The organism is Persicirhabdus sediminis, from assembly GCF_016595495.1.
Lineage (GTDB): Bacteria > Verrucomicrobiota > Verrucomicrobiia > Verrucomicrobiales > Akkermansiaceae > Persicirhabdus > Persicirhabdus sediminis.
In genome coordinates this window covers 1-17,853 of record NZ_JAENIM010000008.1, presented here as the reverse complement: position 1 = coordinate 17,853, position 17,853 = coordinate 1, and the positions used below count along the sequence as shown (strand labels likewise).

Here is a 17,853-nt window from a genome sequence, read left to right as displayed (position 1 = left end):
TCATGTCAAATCTCTTGAAATCAACGTAAAAATGACCGATCCTAACTTAAGATAGAACTATACTACCAAAGGCTTACACAATACATGCAGAGCTACTATTTTGCTCTAGATAGTCAGGTATAAATTACGCCAATCCATCCTTCCGCGCCTGCTTCCAGTACGCGTATTCAGATCGGTTGAAGTCGATATATTCAGGTGATAAATCACTGGTGTAGACTTCATAATCGGCTTTCCCTAAGTGCAGATCGATACGTACCTCAAACTCATCTTTAGCTGCTATCTTACGCAACTGCTCCATAGGAGTATCCGCCTGTAGGCCGCCTAAACATGCCGCTTTGCCACCGATGTAGATATCTACCAACTCTTCTCTAATGGCAGCGCGCGAGTAACCGACAGCATGAATAATACGCCCCCAGTTAGGATCTTCGCCATTCCATGAGCTTTTCACCAAAGCGGAGTTAGCCACTGCTTCAGCTACTTTTCTAGCATCGAGATATGTCTTTGCCCCCTTGACGGAAACCGTAACAAACTTAGTCACCCGCTCGCCATCGCGAACCAATGACGTGGCCATCTTTTTCATCACGTACTGAATGGCCTCACGGAACTGTCCGCACTCCACGCTGTTACGTTTGATCTCAGGTGCGCCACTGGCACCGTTAGCCAATACGATCACGGTATCGTTAGTGCTCATGTCACCGTCGATGGTGATGCGGTTGAAGCTCGCTTCAACACTAGTTTGCACCGCCTTCTGCAGACATGCTTGGGAAACGTTAGCATCCGTCGTGATAAAACACAGCATCGTTGCCATGCTCGGGCAAATCATGCCAGCGCCTTTAGCACAGGCACCAACGCGCACGCGGTGATCACCAATTTTCACGCTGATAGAAATCTCTTTATGCGTGGTATCACTGGTCATGATGGCTTGCGCCACCTCTAAGCCTTTGTCCGCAGCTAGGCCATCCACCAGTTCGCCAAATTTTGGTTCAATGCGCATCATCGGCATTGGCAAGCCAATCACCCCTGTCGAGCAGATCGCCATTTGGCGCTGACGCAAACCTAGTTTTTTTCCAACAATCGCAGCTGTCTGGCGGGCGTCACTAAGCCCCTGAATGCCAGTACAAGCATTCGCATTGCCGCTGTTAGCCACAATTGCCTGTACTTTATCAGCCTTCATATAGGCTTGAGAAACCTTGACTGGAGCAGCCTTCACACGGTTTGTGGTGAATGTACCTGCTGCTTCACAAGGAAACTCTGAGTAGATCAACGCTAGATCTAGCCGCTCGACATCCGGGTTTTTAATCCCCGCACTAACCGCATTGGCTAGAAACCCTTTAGGAGCGCAAACTCCACCCTTAATTTTCTTAATAGACATAACCCAAAGCAAACAATTGATCAAAAACAGGTTAGCAACATGCCGCAAACCTAGAAATTTAGCAATCCGCTAGTTTCTGAAAAGCCTGACATAATGTTAAAGCTCTGAATTGCTTGGCCTGCAGCCCCTTTGCCTAGGTTATCTTCTGCGCTGAGCAGCAGGATGCGTCCTGTGCGCTCGTCGTAATCCCAGCCGATATCGACAAAGTTAGTACGAGTCACATTCTTGGTATCCGCACAGCCCCCTTTTCCTAGCAGACGCACGTAGGCGGCATCGTTATAGGCTTCTTCCAGCGCTTTGCCTACTTCGGCAAGATCTCCAACAAGCTTGGCGCTAGTCGTCGAACAAATCCCTGCGTTAGTAGGCACGAGGTGTGGAGTGAATGACATCACTACTTTTTCTCCAGCAGCAATGGATAGCTCTTGCTCGATCTCTGAGAGGTGACGGTGCTTGGGCACGCTATAAGCTCTAACGCTCTCGTTACACTCACAGAAAAGCAATGGGATGGCCTCTTTGCGGCCAGCGCCACTGACGCCGCTCATTGAACAGGTAACAATGCTTTGTGGGTCAATGAGCCCTTTGCGCAGCAATGGTAACAGCGGCAGAATGATGCTTGTTGGATAACAACCAGGTGAGGCTATCAGACGCGCTTTGGAAATTTCTTCAGAACGGATTTCCGGCAAGCCGTAAACCGCCTCTTTTAACAAATCGACAGCTGGATGTGGCGCACCATAAAATTCTTCGTACACAGCTGGATCATCCAGACGGAAGTCAGCGCTCAGGTCAATCACGCGCAGACCACGTTCCAACAATGAGGTGGCGTACTCAGCAGCTACGCCGTGAGGAAGAGCTAGAAAAGCAACTTCAGCACCACTAGCGGCAATGACATCAGCGTCAGGAGCAATAAACTCGAGGTCGGCTCCCGGGGCTCCCGTGAAGCGTGGGAATAGCTGTTTCAATGACTTACCAGCATTTGCGCGCGATGTAACGCATACTAGCTCAGCTTGTGGGTGCATGAGCAACAAACGCAAAAGCTCTAACCCTGTGTATCCACTAGCACCAATAACAGCAATCTTCGTTGAGTTCATGAAAAAGCCATGCCATGAAATAATGCTCTTGCCAACTGTGAACTGATGCGCTTCATTTTGCCTTACAGCCATCTTGGCTGTAAGGCATAAATGTTTTGCGGGCTGTAGCGCAGCTTGGTAGCGCGTTTCACTGGGGGTGAAGAGGTCGCAGGTTCGAATCCTGTCAGCCCGACCAATGTCTAATTATCTTGGTCTAGCAACTTCGTAATAACCATGTTTTGAAGCGTGCTGATAGTATCTGCCTCCATGGGTCCAATACTTTTTACCGCGCACAACCACTGTCTTTGAGCCTCTTGGTAGAGATTTCATGTAGTGAACTTTTGCCGGCTTTTTACTTTTGAATCCCCACTTGGATGATTTCTTTGGAGGCAAGGTTACAATCTCATAACCTCTTCTTGGGTTATGCTTGTAGTACTGGCCACGGTAGCTCCAGTAGCGCTCACCATTATGGGTAATTTCTCTAGCGCCACGCGGCAGTGATGCCTTTTGGTTAGATCTGTAACCGCCTGGGCGGCCCACGGTGTGATAACCTCGTCTATCGTCGTATCTGTAAAACTTGTCATTAGATATCCAATAGCTAATGCCACCGATCGAAATATGAATCGACCCATGAGGCACAACCGTCACCTTAGATGATGGTTTATGATGATGAGACTGAGCACCAGCCACACCACCGCATATAATAAATAACAAACTGAACAGGGGGGCCAACATCAATGGATTTCTTCTTTTCATATCGGTGATTAATGATCTGCCAATATGACGGTGATAGACAACCAAGCATTCAATCAAAGTGACCCAGATTTCTATACAAACGTCTCCTATTAGAAACAAAAACACCCCGGCGAAATGCCGAGGCGTTAGAGGGTCTGAAATAATTTTCTAGCTGGCTAGAGATTACTCTGAGTCGTCCTCAATGAGCTTGCGGGCCACCATATGGGCGCCAACAGGAACGGTCATGAAAACTAAGAGCACAATGAAGATCGCGCGCAGCGCAATCTCCCAACTGGCAAAGTGAACAGCTAGTGACGAACAAACCAACAAAATACCTAATGAGGCGGCCTTTGTCCCCGCATGCATGCGGCTCAATGGGTCAGGAAGCCTTAGCATACCTATAGTGGCGATGCACATCATCAATGCGCCGAGAAGAAATAGTATTGCTGCGATCATAGGATTTCTTGGTTAAGTTTATCTGTCTCAGCCTGCTTTTTGGTTTTAACCAATCGGCTCAAGGCAACGGTGGTTAGGAAGCCGACCAGCGCGAGCACTAAGCCAACATCCACATATCTAGGTTCATTATCAATGATGGCTAGACCGGAGAAAATACCCAGCGCCAAGATAGTTGCGACGTCCAGTACGATGACCGCATTGGCCATGTTCTTACCTTTAAGAAGACAGACGAATAAACAACTCATGCCTATGAGCAATATCATCAACGAAATCAATATTATCGTATCCATTAGAATAAAATTTTAACTACGGGTTGAAACTCCTTAACGATAGTGTCGATGGTCTCCTGACGAATTTCTTCATCAGCGTACATCATGTGCACAATCACCTGCTGACCGTCATCAGAGTAATCCATGGTTAGAGTACCAGGAGTCATGCTAATGAGGTTACCTAACGCGAGACGCTGAACATCATTTTCCAGCTGGATATCGATGTACTCAATGCTGCGCAAAAAGTGGACTTTAGGAGCGAGGCTGAGACGAGCAATTCGCAAGCAGCCGATGAGGATTTCTTTGAGATAAAGAACTGCAAATCGCGCCACTGAAATTGGTTTTGTAATCATAGACATGTTGCTTATGAGTTCGGGTTAAGTACAGCTTCGATGTACGGTTGCGGGTTAAGCAGCTGCTCTGATGCTTGCTCAGAGAGCTTAAATAAATCATTACCAAAGAGACCAATCACTACTGTGCAAATAGCAAGAGCGACGATAGGTGCTAACATCGTAGCTGGAATCTTCTTCAGCTCGCGTTCTTCGCCTTCAGGCACCTTTTTCCAGAATACTTCGTTCCAGATCTTGGTCATGGAGAATAATGTTAGTAGGCCAACCGCTAGTACAGCGACGGCGGCAATCCACTCACCTGAATCTAAGCTCGCTTTGAGAACAACAAACTTTGCCCAGAACCCTGACAGCGGCGGAATGCCCGCTAGAGAAAGTGCAGGAATGAGGAATAACATCGCCAACCAAGGAAGCTTCTTGTAGAGGCCACCAGTTTTGGACAGGTCACTGGTACCGATGCTGTGTTCAACAGCCCCAGTGATAAGGAACAAGTTAGACTTCACGATGATGTGGTGGAAAATGTAGAAAATAGCGCCGGCAATGGCCAGTGTGGAATTGAGAGCCAAGCCCAACATCATATATCCAACCTGACTGATAATATGGAATGAAAGCACCTTGCGCATGGCAAACTGACTCGCAGCACCGAGCACGCCAGTGACCATCGTTAGGATAGCCGCCACCATGAGGATGCGCTCCATATTACTATCACCAGTGAAGACAAACAAGGTCCCGGTACGCATGAATGCGTAGACACCAACCTTCGTGAGCAAGCCCGCAAACAAAGCGGAAACTGGGATTGGAGCCGTATGGTATGATGCTGGCAGCCAGAAGAAGAATGGGAAAACGGCTGATTTGATCGCGTAGGCAATGAACAACATGGCAGCAGAACTCTGCACCAGCATGGAGTCATTTTCACCTAACTTCACGGCGAGGTCAGCCATGTTTAGCGTGCCCACTTTTCCGTAGAGCAGGCCAGCGCCACAGAGGAAGAAGGTGGATGCGATGAGGTTGAGCACCACGTATTTGATCGCTCCAGCGGACTGGCTTTTGCCAGCTCGTGATGACATGAGAACAAATGATGACAAGAGCATGACCTCAAACCAAACAAAGAGGTTGAACAAGTCAGTCGTCACAAATGAACCACTAACACCAAACATCAAGATTAGTAAGAGTGGCCAGAAGAAAGTCGTCTGGCGTTCTACGCTCAGCCCCTTGAGTGAGTAGATAGCTACTCCCAGAGCTACTAGGTTACAGACCACCAGCATCATGGCGCTGAGAATATCAGCTGCTAGAGTGATGCCGTATGGAGCTTTCCAGCCACCTACAACTACGGTGGCGATCTCGCCAGTAGCTGTAAATTTCAACAAAGCACATGACGCGGCGAGCGCGAGTGAGAAAGCGAGTATGCCAACTGCCTGTTGGAAGCGCAGCGACTTACCACCGAGCAGAGCCAAAACGGATCCAGCAAATGGCAGTAGAATACAAGCTATGATAAGCAATGTAGGATTCATCGAGTATGAAAAATTAGAAATTAGAGTGGATTAAGTTTATCGAGGTCATCGATTTGTGCTTTGCGCACACCTTTGAGCAGTAGGGCTAGCAGGAATGAAGTCACGCCGAGGCCAATAACAATGGCGGTAAGCACCAGCGCCTGAGGGAGCGGGTCGGCAGCGGCTTCAGCCAGCTGAGTAGCGTCGTCAGCAATGAATGCTGCTTTGCCACGTGTTAGTCCCCCAGCGGTGAAGACAATCAGGTTAGCGGTTTGACTTAACAAGACCACGCCAATCACCATGCGGAATAGGCTCCGCTGAAGAAGTGAATAGACTGAGGCCGCAAATAAGCCGCCAATCACAATAGCTAATATAACATCCATATTTTAGTACTCCTTCTCTAGTGGTTGATTTGAAAATGAAGCTAACACCGTACAGGTGAAGCCGATGACAGTTAAAAAGACGCCAACATCAAAGAGCAATGGCGTGCCTAAGTGCAGCTCACCAATGAGCGGCAAATTCGGGGCGATCCACAGGCCAGTGAAGAAATCTGTACCTGCAAGGCTACCAACAACTCCAGCGAGGGCGGACAGGAATAGTCCCACACCCAAGAGTAGCTTGGAGAGCCTTTGCGTTTTGGCTACTAGGCCAGAATCGCTGCTGTTGAGCAAGATCAGGCCAAATCCACAGCAACCTAGCAAGGCGCCGATGAATCCACCACCAGGCTCGTTGTGACCACGGTAGAAAACGATGAGTGCGAGCACCATGAGGATTGGCAGGAGGAACTTACCTACCACACGCAGAATGATCGACGTTTTATGGCCACAGCCAGCTTCTTTAGCAGTCGTGCGCAACAGCGCTAACACACCGATAGAAGCAATCGCTAGAACGGTAACTTCACCGAAGGTATCCATCGCCCGGAAGTCTACCAGGATGACGTTCACCACGTTTTTACCGTGTGCCATTAGGTAACTCTGCTCTCCCATGAAGTCGGAGATAGGAACATGCAAATTCACGCTGGTTGATTTCAGAACGATAATTGCCATGACCAAACCAGCTGACAGTGAGATGGCCAAATCCGTGCGCTTGACCGCTTTGGATGCGTAGCGGCGCATTTCTGGAAGCAGTGGCAAAACGAAGGCTAACAAGATAGCTACCAATGTTTCTACCAAGATCTGGGTAATCGCCAAATCCGGTGCACTGAATACAGCAAATAACAAGGCGATGCCTAGGCCAACAATGCTCATGCCTACAATCGCTTTTAGTCGCGATCTGGCCTTCAGCGCAAACAGCGCTGCCAAAAGCATGATCACACCAATGATGGCGACAGCTAGCTCAGCGGCTGGGTTATCAAAGCTCACCTGATAGTCTTGCCACGACCATGAGAACCAAAGTTTGTAGGCGATCAGCGCGGTGGCGGAAGCAAAAGTAGCGGCGATGTAGCCACGCAGTCTACCGTGCTGGATGGCATTGGTCTGCCATTTGGCAAAGGCTAACATGCCAGCTAGCGAGGCGTCGTAAGCGCGCTCTGGCCCCCATTTGGCAAAGCCAGCGTAGATCTTCTCACCAGCTGGACGGAACCTGCCGATGTAGAGGTAAATAATCACGCCGGTAGCCACGGTGATGATACTGAGTACCAGCGGCAAATTCACGCCAGCCCACAGCTTGATGGCCATGTTGACGTCGTCATTCCATAGCGACGCGGCCATGGATTGGAAAGTAGAAGCAAACCAGATTGGTGCGAGACCAACAGCCAAACCTATCATGGTAAGGAAAAGTGGCGCCCCCCACTGCACGGTGGTTTCGTGGCGATGTTCTGGTTTTTCACTCTTTCTCCACAGCGGCCCAACAACGGCCAGCGCTGATAGAGCGATCATCACGGCTGCGCCAAATACCGCAACGATAGTTAGTAAATTGATATCGCTAGATGGATAGAAGCTGGTCGCTTTGTAGGCGTATTCTTTGCCGATGAATCCAGCCATTGGCGGAATACCAGCTACTGAGAGCAATGCCATGCCAGCGGCGATGCTGGTGCCCGGCATCGCTTTGCATAGACCTGAGATCGTGCGAATGTCGCGTGAATGCGCGTGATGCTCGATGCTACCCGCGATCATAAACAATGGCGCCTTGTAGAATGCGTGCGCTGCTAGAAAGAGAACAAAAGCCACAAAGGCTTCTTCCGTACCGATGCCCAACAGCATCGTTAGGAAACCAAGTGCCGCCGTGGTTGAATAAGCCAACAGCTTTTTCACATCCGTCTGCACCAGCCCGCTGAGGCAGGAAATAATCAAAGTGATGCCGCCTATCACCATCAGCGTTTGGTTCCACAGTGCGGTGCCACCAATGATTGGGCTCATCACAGCTAGCAGGAAAAGACCCGCTTTCACCATCGTTGCAGAGTGCAAAAACGCACTTGCTGGTGCTGGGCCAGCCATCGCATTTGGCAGCCAGAAGTGGAATGGAAATTGTGCAGATTTGGTAAATGCGCCGATGAAGATACAGATCACCATCGCCGTGTAGAGCTCGTGGTTGACCAATAACTCGCGTTTTTCTACTAGCTCACTGAGCAAGTAGCTACCGCCCATGCTTCCTAACAAAGCAAATCCAGCTAGCAAGACGAGTCCGCCAGTACCCGTTACGAGCAATGCCTGCAGCGCCTTTTTTCGTGAGTCTAGCTGCTCGTGATAGTGGCCGATCATGAAGTAGGACGACACACTAGTGAGCTCCCAGAACAGGAACATCAGCAGGATGTTGTTGGAAAATACCAAGCCCACCATGGAACCAGCAAAAACTAACAACGCCACCATGAAGCGGTTCACAAACTTCTTCGGCGTTAGGTAGAAGCCAGTGTAGGCCACCACCGAGGCACCAATCAAAAAGATCAACGCGCCAAAAAACAAGGAGAACGGGTGAGATCGCAGGTCAAAGTTAATGCCTAAGGCCTCAAACCAGGCTAGCGAATATTGCTGGCTTTCTCCAGCCACCAGCTGTTGCACACAGAGTATGCCCGGAACTAACATCACCGCGGCGAGCGCCAAGGAGAATGCCTGCGGCATGCGCTTCATCAAAGGTGTCGCCACCAGCGTGACTAACGCGAGTATAAAGGGAATCCAAACCCAAGTTGCTATCGACATCATGCTATCTAAAATTATTCATCAATTGGTTTCCTAGAATCCCCCAGGCTAATCCGCAGCCAAGCGGTTGTTCGGCTGCTTTGTTATCACATATTTCTCACTCACTAGTAGGCTCTTCATTTTGCAAAATGTTAAACAACTCCTTAAAACATGTGTTATCATTTGTCTTTTGCAATGACAATCAACTTTGATTTCCAGCTGATATTGTCAGTAAAGCAACAGCACAAAAAAACACCGCTTGGCGGAGTTACCCACCAAGCGGTACTGATAAGGTGTTTTATTTACATCTAGCGCCGATTTCACCCGAAAATTAAAACGGCTAGATAAATCTAATAAGACTACACTTCAGCGAACCATTTTTGCTGAATCGTTTTCGCTCTATCTAGCGGATCAGCCAGCCCATCTTTGGCTAAAAAGTTGACGTGACCGAGCTTACGACGCCCCTTCACATAAGCTTTACCGTATAAGTGCAGCGTGGCTGAGCCGTCGTCCCAAAGTGGATTCCAGTCCGGCTGGTCGCCAGAATTTTTCCACACATCGCTGAGTAAATTTAACATCACCACCGGGCTGAGAAGTCGAGTTGAGCCTAACGAAAGGCCGGCAACCGCACGCAACTGCTGCTCGAACTGCGATGTCTCACAGGCATCCATGGTGTGGTGGCCTGAGTTGTGTGGTCGTGGTGCCATTTCATTCACCACCAGCTGGCCGTCGGCTTTGAGGAAAAATTCCACCCCCATGATGCCCTGGTAATCCAGAGCCTCGACGATTTTTTGCGCGATCTGGCGAGCATTCTCCATCACTTCATCGCTCGCTCTAGCGGGCACGATAGAATGGTCGAGAATGTGGTGACGATGCACGTTTTCAGCTGGATCGTAGAAAACACAATTTCCCTCAGCATCGCGCGCCACCATGATAGATAGCTCTTTTTCAAACTGCACCCACTGCTCGAATACCGCGCAGTCGGAGCCAAAATCTTGCCACACCTGAGCGAGGTCTTCGCCGCCGTGCAGTCGTTGTTGGCCTTTGCCGTCGTAGCCAAATGAAGCCGTTTTCAGCACCCCTTGGGCTCCGACACGCTCCACCGCTTTGGCGAGTTCGTCGGCATTGTGCACGAGCTCAAACATCGCGCGCGGAATGTTATTCTCGCGCAGGAATGTTTTTTCTAAATCGCGCCGTTGGCAGGTGTAGATCGCGTTAGAATTAGGTGATAGAGGAATCTCTTGTTCCAGCTGGCGCAACATCTCCACAGGTAGGTTTTCAAACTCAACCGTGGCAAAATCTGCCGCCGCTACAAATTCAGCCAAACTAGCTGGATCGTCGTACGCGCCGTCCACCGTAGCATCGGCAAACTTCGCCGCTGGTGATTCACTGCCGCCAGTCCAGACGACAATCTTATACCCGTATTGTTTGGCTTTCACCGCCAGCATCATGCCCAGCTGGCCGCCACCCACGATGCCAATCGTGCTTCCTGGCTGAAATCTCTTAGTCGCTGACATAGTCAAAAATTAGTCGAGGGTTGGTAGCTCACTATCAGTCGCTACTTTAGTCTGTGCTGCGCGGAATTCTACCAGACGCTCGAGCAGCTCTGGACATTCGTTAGCCAGCATCGCTGCAGCAAAAAGTGCGGCATTGATTGCCCCCGGCTTACCAATAGCAAAAGTAGCGGTAGGAATTCCACCCGGCATCTGCACAATAGACAATAGAGAATCCATGCCCTTGAGCGCCTTGCTTTCCACTGGCACACCCAGCACTGGCAGATCTGTAATCGCTGCAGACATGCCCGGCAAATGCGCCGCGCCGCCAGCACCACCGATGATGCATTTCAGCCCACGCTCGCGCGCAGTTTTGTTATATGAATAGAGCTCGTCTGGCATACGGTGAGCACTCACCACCTTGGTTTCATAAGGAACGCCTAGCGTCTTCAGCGTTCTCGCTGCGTGCTCCATTGTCGGCCAATCCGACGAACTTCCCATAATAATTCCCACCACTGGCTTGCTCTGATTCTCTTCTGACATGTCTCTGTGATCTGGTTGCGGAGATGCCTCCGTTGCCATTCCTTAACACCAATCACCCGCCCCCGCAAGACTTGTCCGCCACGTCCAGCTGGCATCCTCCGCCAGCTGGAAAATCCCCCATCATCAGCTGCGTGCCTAATCATCCCCTAACGAACACCCAGCAGGAAACCATCGTTTACGCTTGCCCAACTAACAAGCACAACTAACATACCCGCGATGAAGAAATTTCAGGTACAGATAGAGGGAGACAAAGATAGCACAGACACCATCAGCGCGACAACAGCAACCGAGGCAGCCATAGCATACCTGCACCGCTACCCAGAGACTCCAGAATCAGCTACTCTAGATGTGCGCAATGATGGCATAGAAGATGTCGTCGGTAGTCTCGACAATCGCATCAGCTGGGAGCAATTTCCTGTACAAGCCATCTATGAATACATCGCTCAAGAAACCCCGCGCACAGTTGGCCCCAACATCAAGCGCCTGCTCACCCGCGCCCACACCGCCTATCCTGGCTTCCACAGCGCCATCACCATCACCTCAGTCATCGCCTACCTCTTGGCCATCTCGAAGTGTTTTGTGGTCGTAAAATGGCTCTTTGCCACTTCCGGACTCATCCAGAGACAGCTGAGCTGGCCAGCAGCCATCTATATCCTCCTAAGCACCGCCTTCTACTGCGGGCTCATCTATCTAGCTAGCCAGCTGCTTCGCCTACTCATCGACCTCGCCGATCTTCGCCTGCGTGCATAGATCTACCAAACTCCTCACAGCTATCAGCTGAACAAGTTCGTGAAAATTTTATTCACATAACAAATAATTTACTGGAACCATCGCTGTGTAGCTAACAAAGTCGCCCTATCACTTACACAAACATGAACTCTTCACAAAACTACTACACCCACTCAGGTGGCATCAACCCGCTAGGCATCATCTACAGCATCGTATTAGGAGGACTAGCCTGCCTACTGTTAGCGATCATCTATGCCTATGCTACTTTCTATGTTCCCTTCATCTACCTCAATATAATCTTCACCATCATCTTCGGCGCAGCAGTTGGCATGGCGATTGGCCTATGCGCTAATTGGGGGAAAATTAGAAACAACAAGGCGACCATTACCTTAGCCGTGATTTTTGCCGTCATTGCCGTCTACTTCAGCTGGGTAGCATGGCTCTTTGCCTACACAGATTCAGAGTATCTCATTCTCTCACCACTAGACCAATGGCAAGCAATGCAGATGATCGCTATCGACGGCGTGTGGGGCATTCGCAACATCACCCCAACAGGCATTGCCCTCTATCTCATCTGGCTAGCAGAAGCTGCCATCGTTATCGCAGCTAGCTATTATTTATGTCTCTGGGCCACCGGTGACGTGCCATTCTGTGAGCGCTGCCACAAGTGGGCTAAAACCTCTAACTCAGATCAAAAATTCGCCGACATTCCTAATAAAAAACATCTCATCAAGCAGCTGGAAAATGGCGACTTGAGCGCAATCAAAAACCTCTCAACTGAAATTGAAGACCCATCAGCCTACACACAAATAGGCCTCACCAAATGCCCAAGCTGCAGCCAAGACAGCTACCTCACCGTGAAGTATTGCTCCATCACCACAGATAAGGACGGTAAAGATAATCTCAGCGCCCTCAACATCGTGGAGAATCTAATCATCAGCTCAGCTGACCACCGCGAGCTAGAACAAAAAATCAACGCCGCGACCTAACGTCATCTGGCTAGCTGATGGTAAAACACTCTCAGCTAGAAGAAGAAGTTAGACGCAGCCGCTAGAATCAGCTACTAGAGCTGGCCACCCCCAGCCAGCTCACCTAACTAAATCACCAGCTGAGAGTTCCACACACAAGCACCACTAACAAACTCATGAAAGAATACTGCGTCCGCCGCACCAGCAACAACCAATGGGAAGCCACCATCGAGGCTCAGTCCATCAATGATGCCGCTAGAAAATTTGCCCAAAGTCTAGAAAACCTGTGTGCCGACGACTCCATCCTCGTCACAGAAAATGTGAGCGTGGCAGCTGAATCAAAAACCATTCCGTTCACCGAGATCTTTACCGACATTGCAAAAAGTGCACAATCGGCCACTCCGCTCTCCAAAAACCCACACACAGCCACTCGGTTCAACAACCAGCAAGAGCAGACATTGCACAAGCTGCGCGACCACAGCGCTTACGGCCCACTACGCCGTGTCGTCTCCGCCCTCAATGCCATTGGGTTCATGCTCATTGCCCTCGCCGGTTTCATAAGCTTTGGCTTTGCTATCAATGCCCAATTTATCCCCAACCCTAGCCCCTTTTTTGTGCTCGTCTCCACCGTCGTCTCGCTAGCCGTCAACTACCTCGTCTTCACCATCATCACCCTATTGATAGACATCGCCGACGCCCAGCTCAAGCACCTCAACAACCACACCCCAGCAAACAAATAACCAGCTAGCGGGCTCCAAAAATACAAGTCTTTCGCGCTAAACAAATTACAACTAATCGGCTCAAAAAAACGCCAATTATGAGCCGATTAAAATCGCTAATCGGCTCAAAATACAGCCAATTCTGAGCCGATTAGCACATTTAATCGGCTCACGGCACCATTTTCCCCCAGCTCACCCACACCCAAGCTAGAAAAATCACGCCAGCTAGCTAGCCCGAGACTTCCTGCTCCCCCCTAGCTCACCCAAACGCCAGCTAGAAAAATCACGCCAGCTAGCTAGCCCGAAGGGCTAATGGACTTTAGCCACGGGTCGACGAGCCCCAGCGAGTGCAACCCGTGGATAGCCGCCCCAAACATCGTATTTCCCGCAGGGAAAATGGAAAACCCAGCTACGATAAAGCACTGAGCTTAGGATATTATCTAGCCACCCCTTCCCCTAGATTTTTGCATTATCGAAAAAAGGTCCAAAGGACCGAGAAACTACAGCCCTGACCAAGGCAAGGCTGAAGGCCTAGCGCAGGTCAGGGAGAACGCCCCCAACAAACCTGCAGCCCCAAAGGGGCGAGACAAAGCTAGCCAGCTCAAGTCATCTAGCTGACTCGCTACAAGCTAGAAAAATCACCCCAGCTAGCTAGCCCGAAGGGCTAATGGACTTTAGCCGCGGGTCAACGAGCCCCAGCGAGTGCAACCCGTGGATAAGCACCCCAAACATCGTATTTCCCGCAGGGAAAATGGAAAAACCAGCTACGATAAAGCACTCAGCTTAGGATATTATCTAGCCAGACTCTTCCCCTAGATTCTTGCATTATCGAAAAAAGGTCCAAAGGACCGAGAAACTACAGCCCTGACCAAGGCAAGGCTGAAGGCCTAACGCAGGTCAGGGAGAACGCCCCCAACAAACCTGCAGCCCCAAAGGGGCGAGACAAAGCTAGCCAGCTCAAGTCATCTAGCTGACTCGCTACAAGCTAGAAAAATCACGCCAGCTAGCTAGCCCGAAGGGCTAATGGACTTTAGCCGCGGGTCGACGAGCACCAGCGAGCGCAACCCGTGGATAAGCGCCAATCAAAACCGAAGTTTCTCATAATCAACTCAGCCTGCTGAACTCGCCATTTTTCTCAACTCAAAATCAAAACTATTCCAGTTAGCTAGCTGGCAGAATGGTCTCACCCACCTACTGTGCATCAAAGCGCAGGAAATACTTGCATCATCTGCCAGTAACGCTATCTCAAACGCATGAACGCATACACGAAAACCCTGCTCAAAGCGCCAAATCATCGGCTCGCCCAAAAGCTAAAACCCATCGCCTGGGTCGTGACTGCCGCCGTACTCGGTTTAGTCGTCGCCATGCGAGAAATCCACCTCGAACTCCCAGCTGGCGTCTCGCTAGATTTCCTGCCCGCCGTTCACGCCGTGCTCAACTCACTCGCCGGCCTTGGCCTCATCTTTGCCGTCATCGCCATCAAAAAGAAAAACATCACAGGCCACCGGCTCTGGATCGGCTTCTCCTTCGCCTGCTCCACCATCTTCCTGCTCTGCTACGTCGCCTATCACATCACCAGCGGCCACACCGTCTACGGTGGCGAGGGCGCGCTCAAAGCCGTCTACCTCATCCTGCTGATCAGCCACATCATCCTCGCCGCGCTAAGCTTCCCATTCATCCTCTTCACCTTCATCGCCGGATTCACCAACCAGCTCCACAGCCACCGCAAACTCGCCCGCTGGGTCTTCCCCGTCTGGCTCTACGTCTGCATCACCGGCCCCATCTGCTACCTCATGCTCAAACCCTACTACGGGTAAACAGCAAAACCTCAGCTAGCTGGAGATCTGGCTAGAAAATTACCCCGAGGTGGAAAAATACGCCATTCTGCAAGACGGCAGCTTCCACTCCAAACAGGCCACACCAGCGATGCAAAACCACATCTGCTGGAGCAACAGTAACAAATGCATCACGCTCTCGGTACTACGGGAGCTGGTGGATATGATGGGGTGAGCGTCCTGGATCATGCCACGTGGGGCAGACGCGCCAGCGGCTGATCCTCGTTGGGCATGAATCCACTTGTTATCTCTTCCTTCAAGCGGTGATTCCATGTTCGTCACGATACGCTCTTCGTTTCTCGTCATTCAACCAGAGGCAATTCTCCGGTCGCTTCACGTCAGCCATCAATTGCTTGTCGAAATACTCGTCATCTCCACAATAACCGACATTCCATGGCGAAAGGCTGTAGAAGGCTTCAGCGAGATCCTGCAAATGCTGTCCAGATCCGAAGGAGGTTGATCCGACATCGAAGAGGCTACCGTGTTGAGAGCTGTCTGGATCCGCAAGAACCCTGGCGGTACCAATAACTTGCCACCCCCCCTTATCCAAGAGATCGGACCCGAGATGCAATATGGAAATGACGCGTGCTTTCTCGATCTCTGACACGCTTATAAGCTCAGAAGATCTGATATCAAGTAACGCACATGTTGGCGCCCCATACTCCCTTGCGAGCACTTGGCCAAAGCCGAGATCCCCGTTGCTCAGAGAAAAAGAAAACACGTCGCCGACCTGCCACTTCTTCGGTTTTCGTCTCTTCCAGCCCTGGAGTTCTGCAAGGATTTCAGCATACTCTTCTTCAGAACACTCACGTCTGTAGGCGGATATGGATTCCTCATTGATAATCCTTGCCACCAGGTAGATCACGTCGGCCTTGCTGGCATTCAGTGAAACACAATCCGCTTCGTAGTCCGATATCAACTTGCCACGAGGATTCTGAGGATGCCCACGGAGCAACTTTCGAAGTCTCTTCAAGGCATCACGGTTGAACTCTTCGCCGAACAACTCCGCAAGGTCATGGAAGATGTAGAACCGGGGCGATGTCTCATCCGGCAGTTGGATGTCAAATGCGAATGCCTTTAGAGTGTCGTTCTCTATCATAGTTGTTCCGAGCTAACGTCGCAGTCCTCTCACACCTGCCCGAGGGATAGGCTTCGACTGCGGGTTGAAGGTTGAATGGTCATAACGGATTTGAACTCGCGGCGGGGCAGGTGCTGAGAGCGACGTCTTGTTAGCCCTTGGATTTGCGTCCGGCTTCGTAGGCATTTCGGTATCGCTGGCTCAGCTCGTCGATTACAGACTGAAGGTAGTCCGCAATCTCAGTCAGCCCCTTCTCGCGGGCGTAGGAAACTGGATAATCACCATCCTCGTTCTCTACCTGAACCGGGAAAAAATCGAATGGGATGTAATCAACCTTATCGGTGAATCCCATCGACTGCCCTTCCTGATACGTGTCCGCAGGATCAAACTTGATGTTCTCCAAAATCCCTGTCTCCTGGATGAAGTCTTTTACGCCTTGGAGCTCGCCGGCAGCTATGACTTCGAAAACTTCGGTCTGCCAACGATCGGCTTCGGCGATCTCCGGAAGCTTCGATTCCGACTGCGGAAACAGAGAAATGAATGACTCTCTCCACTCGGATTCCCACCGCTCACCGTTGTCTCGGAGGTAGGTGTAAAGCTCAACCGCCTGATCTGCGGTGATCGTCTTCGAAAGCGCCTTCAGCTCGTCCTCACGATATAATTCTCCGGACTTCGAAAGCCACAGCGTGACATCTCCAAGCAGTTCAGATTCGATGAATTCCATAGTTGTTGATTCGGTGTCGGGGGAGGCCTGTTCATTCTCCTCTGGCGCACATGCAGTGATCAAGAGCGCGATTAAAATGGCGTTATATCGCATAAGCATTTTTCTTGGGCTAACAGTATTGGTTCGTAGTAATTGGTGGTGGATTTAACATTTCGGAAATCCGATTAGCCGAGACTACGATCATGGCTTAGGGTTAGCTGGCGGGCGGCATGTTTAGCTTGATGGATCGTTCTCATAATGATGGCGGGCTGTGTCCTTGGTTAGTAACTGAAAGTTTTCAGCTCTCAGTGAACCTAATGAAGTTTGCTAGATCGCTCTAATCAGTCAATCAAATAGCTAGCAGTTAGTCAGATAGGCTTCACCATGCTAACTTCAAACATGCCACGCCAGCGATGCAAAACCACATCAGCTGGTGCGTCAGTAACAAAGTCATCACCCGCTCGGTGCTATGGGAGATGATGTATGTGACGGGGTGTGCTCCGACTTGTTATGCTTCTTCTAATCTTTGGAAGCTTCTTGAAATGGATCTGAGGCAGGATGTTCCGGGATCGATGTAGGATCTGCGCCCCAAACTATTGATCTTACACTTTGATCGTCGCTAAGATGAGCGATAGCCACGATCTTCACATTATCATACTCCTCGTTGAATAACGCCTCATCGTCAGCTGGATCAGCAAATGCAATGTATTGATAATTGGGCGTTGCCGAGGGGTAAATAAAGATTGGCGGGTCTGGGAGATCCATCTGCCAAAATTTATTAAATAGTTGCGATGCAGTAAGTGTCGCGGGCAATGCGTCAATGTCCTCACTCGTCAACAATCTGAACTTCCCCAAAATACTAGCCAGCAGGTCTCCTAATTGATACCAAGAAATCATAGAGACCATGACACAACCACGTAGAAGACATAGCGAAGA

General features: G+C 50.3%; 18 protein-coding genes and 1 tRNA gene. 5 read left to right on the top strand and 14 right to left on the bottom strand.

Translation table 11 applies throughout. The features are described 5' to 3' along the window. Window positions 1–124: 124 nt before the first annotated feature. Window positions 125–1,372 carry a bifunctional glutamate N-acetyltransferase/amino-acid acetyltransferase ArgJ gene (gene argJ / locus JIN82_RS00425; protein ID WP_200309602.1) on the bottom strand — a complete coding sequence of 416 codons (1,248 nt, stop codon included), beginning with the start codon at window positions 1,370–1,372 and terminating at the stop codon, window positions 125–127. 50 nt (window positions 1,373–1,422) lie between these two features. Then, window positions 1,423–2,460: an N-acetyl-gamma-glutamyl-phosphate reductase gene (gene argC / locus JIN82_RS00420; protein WP_200309600.1), complete on the bottom strand. Its 1,038-nt coding sequence runs from the start codon at window positions 2,458–2,460 to the stop codon at window positions 1,423–1,425. A 98-nt stretch (window positions 2,461–2,558) separates the two neighbouring features. Between argC and JIN82_RS00415 the strand changes: the two genes are divergently transcribed. Next, window positions 2,559–2,635: transfer RNA gene (locus JIN82_RS00415), tRNA-Pro, on the top strand. An 8-nt stretch (window positions 2,636–2,643) separates the two neighbouring features. Here the strand turns inward: JIN82_RS00415 and JIN82_RS00410 are convergent. The 9 genes from JIN82_RS00410 to purE all read right to left on the bottom strand — a co-directional run bounded on the left by JIN82_RS00410 (window position 2,644) and on the right by purE (window position 10,885). After that, window positions 2,644–3,195, bottom strand: coding sequence for a DUF6515 family protein (locus tag JIN82_RS00410; protein WP_200309598.1), 552 nt, complete (start codon window positions 3,193–3,195; stop codon window positions 2,644–2,646). 162 nt (window positions 3,196–3,357) lie between these two features. Next, window positions 3,358–3,630, bottom strand: coding sequence for a monovalent cation/H(+) antiporter subunit G (mnhG, locus tag JIN82_RS00405; RefSeq protein ID WP_200309596.1), 273 nt, complete (start codon window positions 3,628–3,630; stop codon window positions 3,358–3,360). Then, on the bottom strand, window positions 3,627–3,875 hold the full coding sequence (locus tag JIN82_RS00400; protein WP_200309594.1) for an MrpF/PhaF family protein: 249 nt from the start codon (window positions 3,873–3,875) through the stop codon (window positions 3,627–3,629). Before JIN82_RS00400 ends, mnhG begins: the two co-directional genes overlap by 4 nt. Window positions 3,876–3,919: 44 nt before the next feature. Continuing rightward, window positions 3,920–4,258: a Na+/H+ antiporter subunit E gene (locus tag JIN82_RS00395; protein ID WP_200309592.1), complete on the bottom strand. Its 339-nt coding sequence runs from the start codon at window positions 4,256–4,258 to the stop codon at window positions 3,920–3,922. A gap of 5 nt (window positions 4,259–4,263) precedes the next feature. Next, window positions 4,264–5,757, bottom strand: coding sequence for a proton-conducting transporter transmembrane domain-containing protein (locus JIN82_RS00390; RefSeq protein ID WP_200309590.1), 1,494 nt, complete (start codon window positions 5,755–5,757; stop codon window positions 4,264–4,266). A 20-nt stretch (window positions 5,758–5,777) separates the two neighbouring features. After that, window positions 5,778–6,119 carry an NADH-quinone oxidoreductase subunit K gene (locus JIN82_RS00385; protein ID WP_200309588.1) on the bottom strand — a complete coding sequence of 114 codons (342 nt, stop codon included), beginning with the start codon at window positions 6,117–6,119 and terminating at the stop codon, window positions 5,778–5,780. 3 nt (window positions 6,120–6,122) lie between these two features. Further along, window positions 6,123–8,873, bottom strand: coding sequence for a hydrogen gas-evolving membrane-bound hydrogenase subunit E (mbhE, locus tag JIN82_RS00380; RefSeq protein WP_200309586.1), 2,751 nt, complete (start codon window positions 8,871–8,873; stop codon window positions 6,123–6,125). A 335-nt stretch (window positions 8,874–9,208) separates the two neighbouring features. Then, window positions 9,209–10,366: a 5-(carboxyamino)imidazole ribonucleotide synthase gene (locus tag JIN82_RS00375; protein ID WP_200309584.1), complete on the bottom strand. Its 1,158-nt coding sequence runs from the start codon at window positions 10,364–10,366 to the stop codon at window positions 9,209–9,211. A gap of 9 nt (window positions 10,367–10,375) precedes the next feature. Then, window positions 10,376–10,885 carry a 5-(carboxyamino)imidazole ribonucleotide mutase gene (purE, locus tag JIN82_RS00370; RefSeq protein ID WP_200309583.1) on the bottom strand — a complete coding sequence of 170 codons (510 nt, stop codon included), beginning with the start codon at window positions 10,883–10,885 and terminating at the stop codon, window positions 10,376–10,378. A 216-nt stretch (window positions 10,886–11,101) separates the two neighbouring features. On the opposite strand from purE, the gene JIN82_RS00365 reads away from it, so the two are divergent. From JIN82_RS00365 to JIN82_RS00350, 4 genes are all read left to right on the top strand, one after another. Continuing rightward, on the top strand, window positions 11,102–11,635 hold the full coding sequence (locus JIN82_RS00365) for a hypothetical protein (RefSeq protein WP_200309582.1): 534 nt from the start codon (window positions 11,102–11,104) through the stop codon (window positions 11,633–11,635). Between the two features lie 122 nt (window positions 11,636–11,757). Next, on the top strand, window positions 11,758–12,603 hold the full coding sequence (locus JIN82_RS00360) for a hypothetical protein (protein ID WP_200309581.1): 846 nt from the start codon (window positions 11,758–11,760) through the stop codon (window positions 12,601–12,603). Between the two features lie 155 nt (window positions 12,604–12,758). Next, entirely contained in the window at window positions 12,759–13,322 is a 564-nt protein-coding gene (locus JIN82_RS00355) for a hypothetical protein (RefSeq protein WP_200309580.1), read from the top strand. Window positions 13,323–14,554: 1,232 nt separating this feature from the next. Continuing rightward, window positions 14,555–15,118: a DUF420 domain-containing protein gene (locus JIN82_RS00350; protein WP_200309579.1), complete on the top strand. Its 564-nt coding sequence runs from the start codon at window positions 14,555–14,557 to the stop codon at window positions 15,116–15,118. Window positions 15,119–15,392: 274 nt separating this feature from the next. Here JIN82_RS00350 and JIN82_RS00340 read toward each other — a convergent pair whose 3' ends face one another. The 3 genes from JIN82_RS00340 to JIN82_RS00330 form a co-directional block, all read right to left on the bottom strand. Continuing rightward, complete coding sequence (locus JIN82_RS00340) at window positions 15,393–16,235, bottom strand: Imm26 family immunity protein (protein WP_200309575.1); 843 nt, start codon at window positions 16,233–16,235, stop codon at window positions 15,393–15,395. A gap of 130 nt (window positions 16,236–16,365) precedes the next feature. After that, window positions 16,366–17,031: a hypothetical protein gene (locus JIN82_RS00335; protein ID WP_234041669.1), complete on the bottom strand. Its 666-nt coding sequence runs from the start codon at window positions 17,029–17,031 to the stop codon at window positions 16,366–16,368. A 405-nt stretch (window positions 17,032–17,436) separates the two neighbouring features. After that, the coding region (locus JIN82_RS00330) for a hypothetical protein (protein ID WP_234041668.1) at window positions 17,437–17,853 on the bottom strand (417 nt) is incomplete at its 5' end.

Coding starts and splice junctions, on each gene's coding strand:
- JIN82_RS00340 (WP_200309575.1), bottom strand. CDS start 16,235: ATGATAGAGAACGACACTCTAAAGGCATTCGCATTTGACATCCAACTG.
- mbhE (WP_200309586.1), bottom strand. CDS start 8,873: ATGATGTCGATAGCAACTTGGGTTTGGATTCCCTTTATACTCGCGTTA.
- JIN82_RS00350 (WP_200309579.1), top strand. CDS start 14,555: ATGAACGCATACACGAAAACCCTGCTCAAAGCGCCAAATCATCGGCTC.
- argC (WP_200309600.1), bottom strand. CDS start 2,460: ATGAACTCAACGAAGATTGCTGTTATTGGTGCTAGTGGATACACAGGG.
- JIN82_RS00355 (WP_200309580.1), top strand. CDS start 12,759: ATGAAAGAATACTGCGTCCGCCGCACCAGCAACAACCAATGGGAAGCC.
- mnhG (WP_200309596.1), bottom strand. CDS start 3,630: ATGATCGCAGCAATACTATTTCTTCTCGGCGCATTGATGATGTGCATC.
- JIN82_RS00385 (WP_200309588.1), bottom strand. CDS start 6,119: ATGGATGTTATATTAGCTATTGTGATTGGCGGCTTATTTGCGGCCTCA.
- JIN82_RS00395 (WP_200309592.1), bottom strand. CDS start 4,258: ATGTCTATGATTACAAAACCAATTTCAGTGGCGCGATTTGCAGTTCTT.
- JIN82_RS00390 (WP_200309590.1), bottom strand. CDS start 5,757: ATGAATCCTACATTGCTTATCATAGCTTGTATTCTACTGCCATTTGCT.
- JIN82_RS00375 (WP_200309584.1), bottom strand. CDS start 10,366: ATGTCAGCGACTAAGAGATTTCAGCCAGGAAGCACGATTGGCATCGTG.
- JIN82_RS00410 (WP_200309598.1), bottom strand. CDS start 3,195: ATGAAAAGAAGAAATCCATTGATGTTGGCCCCCCTGTTCAGTTTGTTA.
- purE (WP_200309583.1), bottom strand. CDS start 10,885: ATGTCAGAAGAGAATCAGAGCAAGCCAGTGGTGGGAATTATTATGGGA.
- JIN82_RS00400 (WP_200309594.1), bottom strand. CDS start 3,875: ATGAGTTGTTTATTCGTCTGTCTTCTTAAAGGTAAGAACATGGCCAAT.
- JIN82_RS00365 (WP_200309582.1), top strand. CDS start 11,102: ATGAAGAAATTTCAGGTACAGATAGAGGGAGACAAAGATAGCACAGAC.
- argJ (WP_200309602.1), bottom strand. CDS start 1,372: ATGTCTATTAAGAAAATTAAGGGTGGAGTTTGCGCTCCTAAAGGGTTT.
- JIN82_RS00360 (WP_200309581.1), top strand. CDS start 11,758: ATGAACTCTTCACAAAACTACTACACCCACTCAGGTGGCATCAACCCG.
- JIN82_RS00335 (WP_234041669.1), bottom strand. CDS start 17,031: ATGCGATATAACGCCATTTTAATCGCGCTCTTGATCACTGCATGTGCG.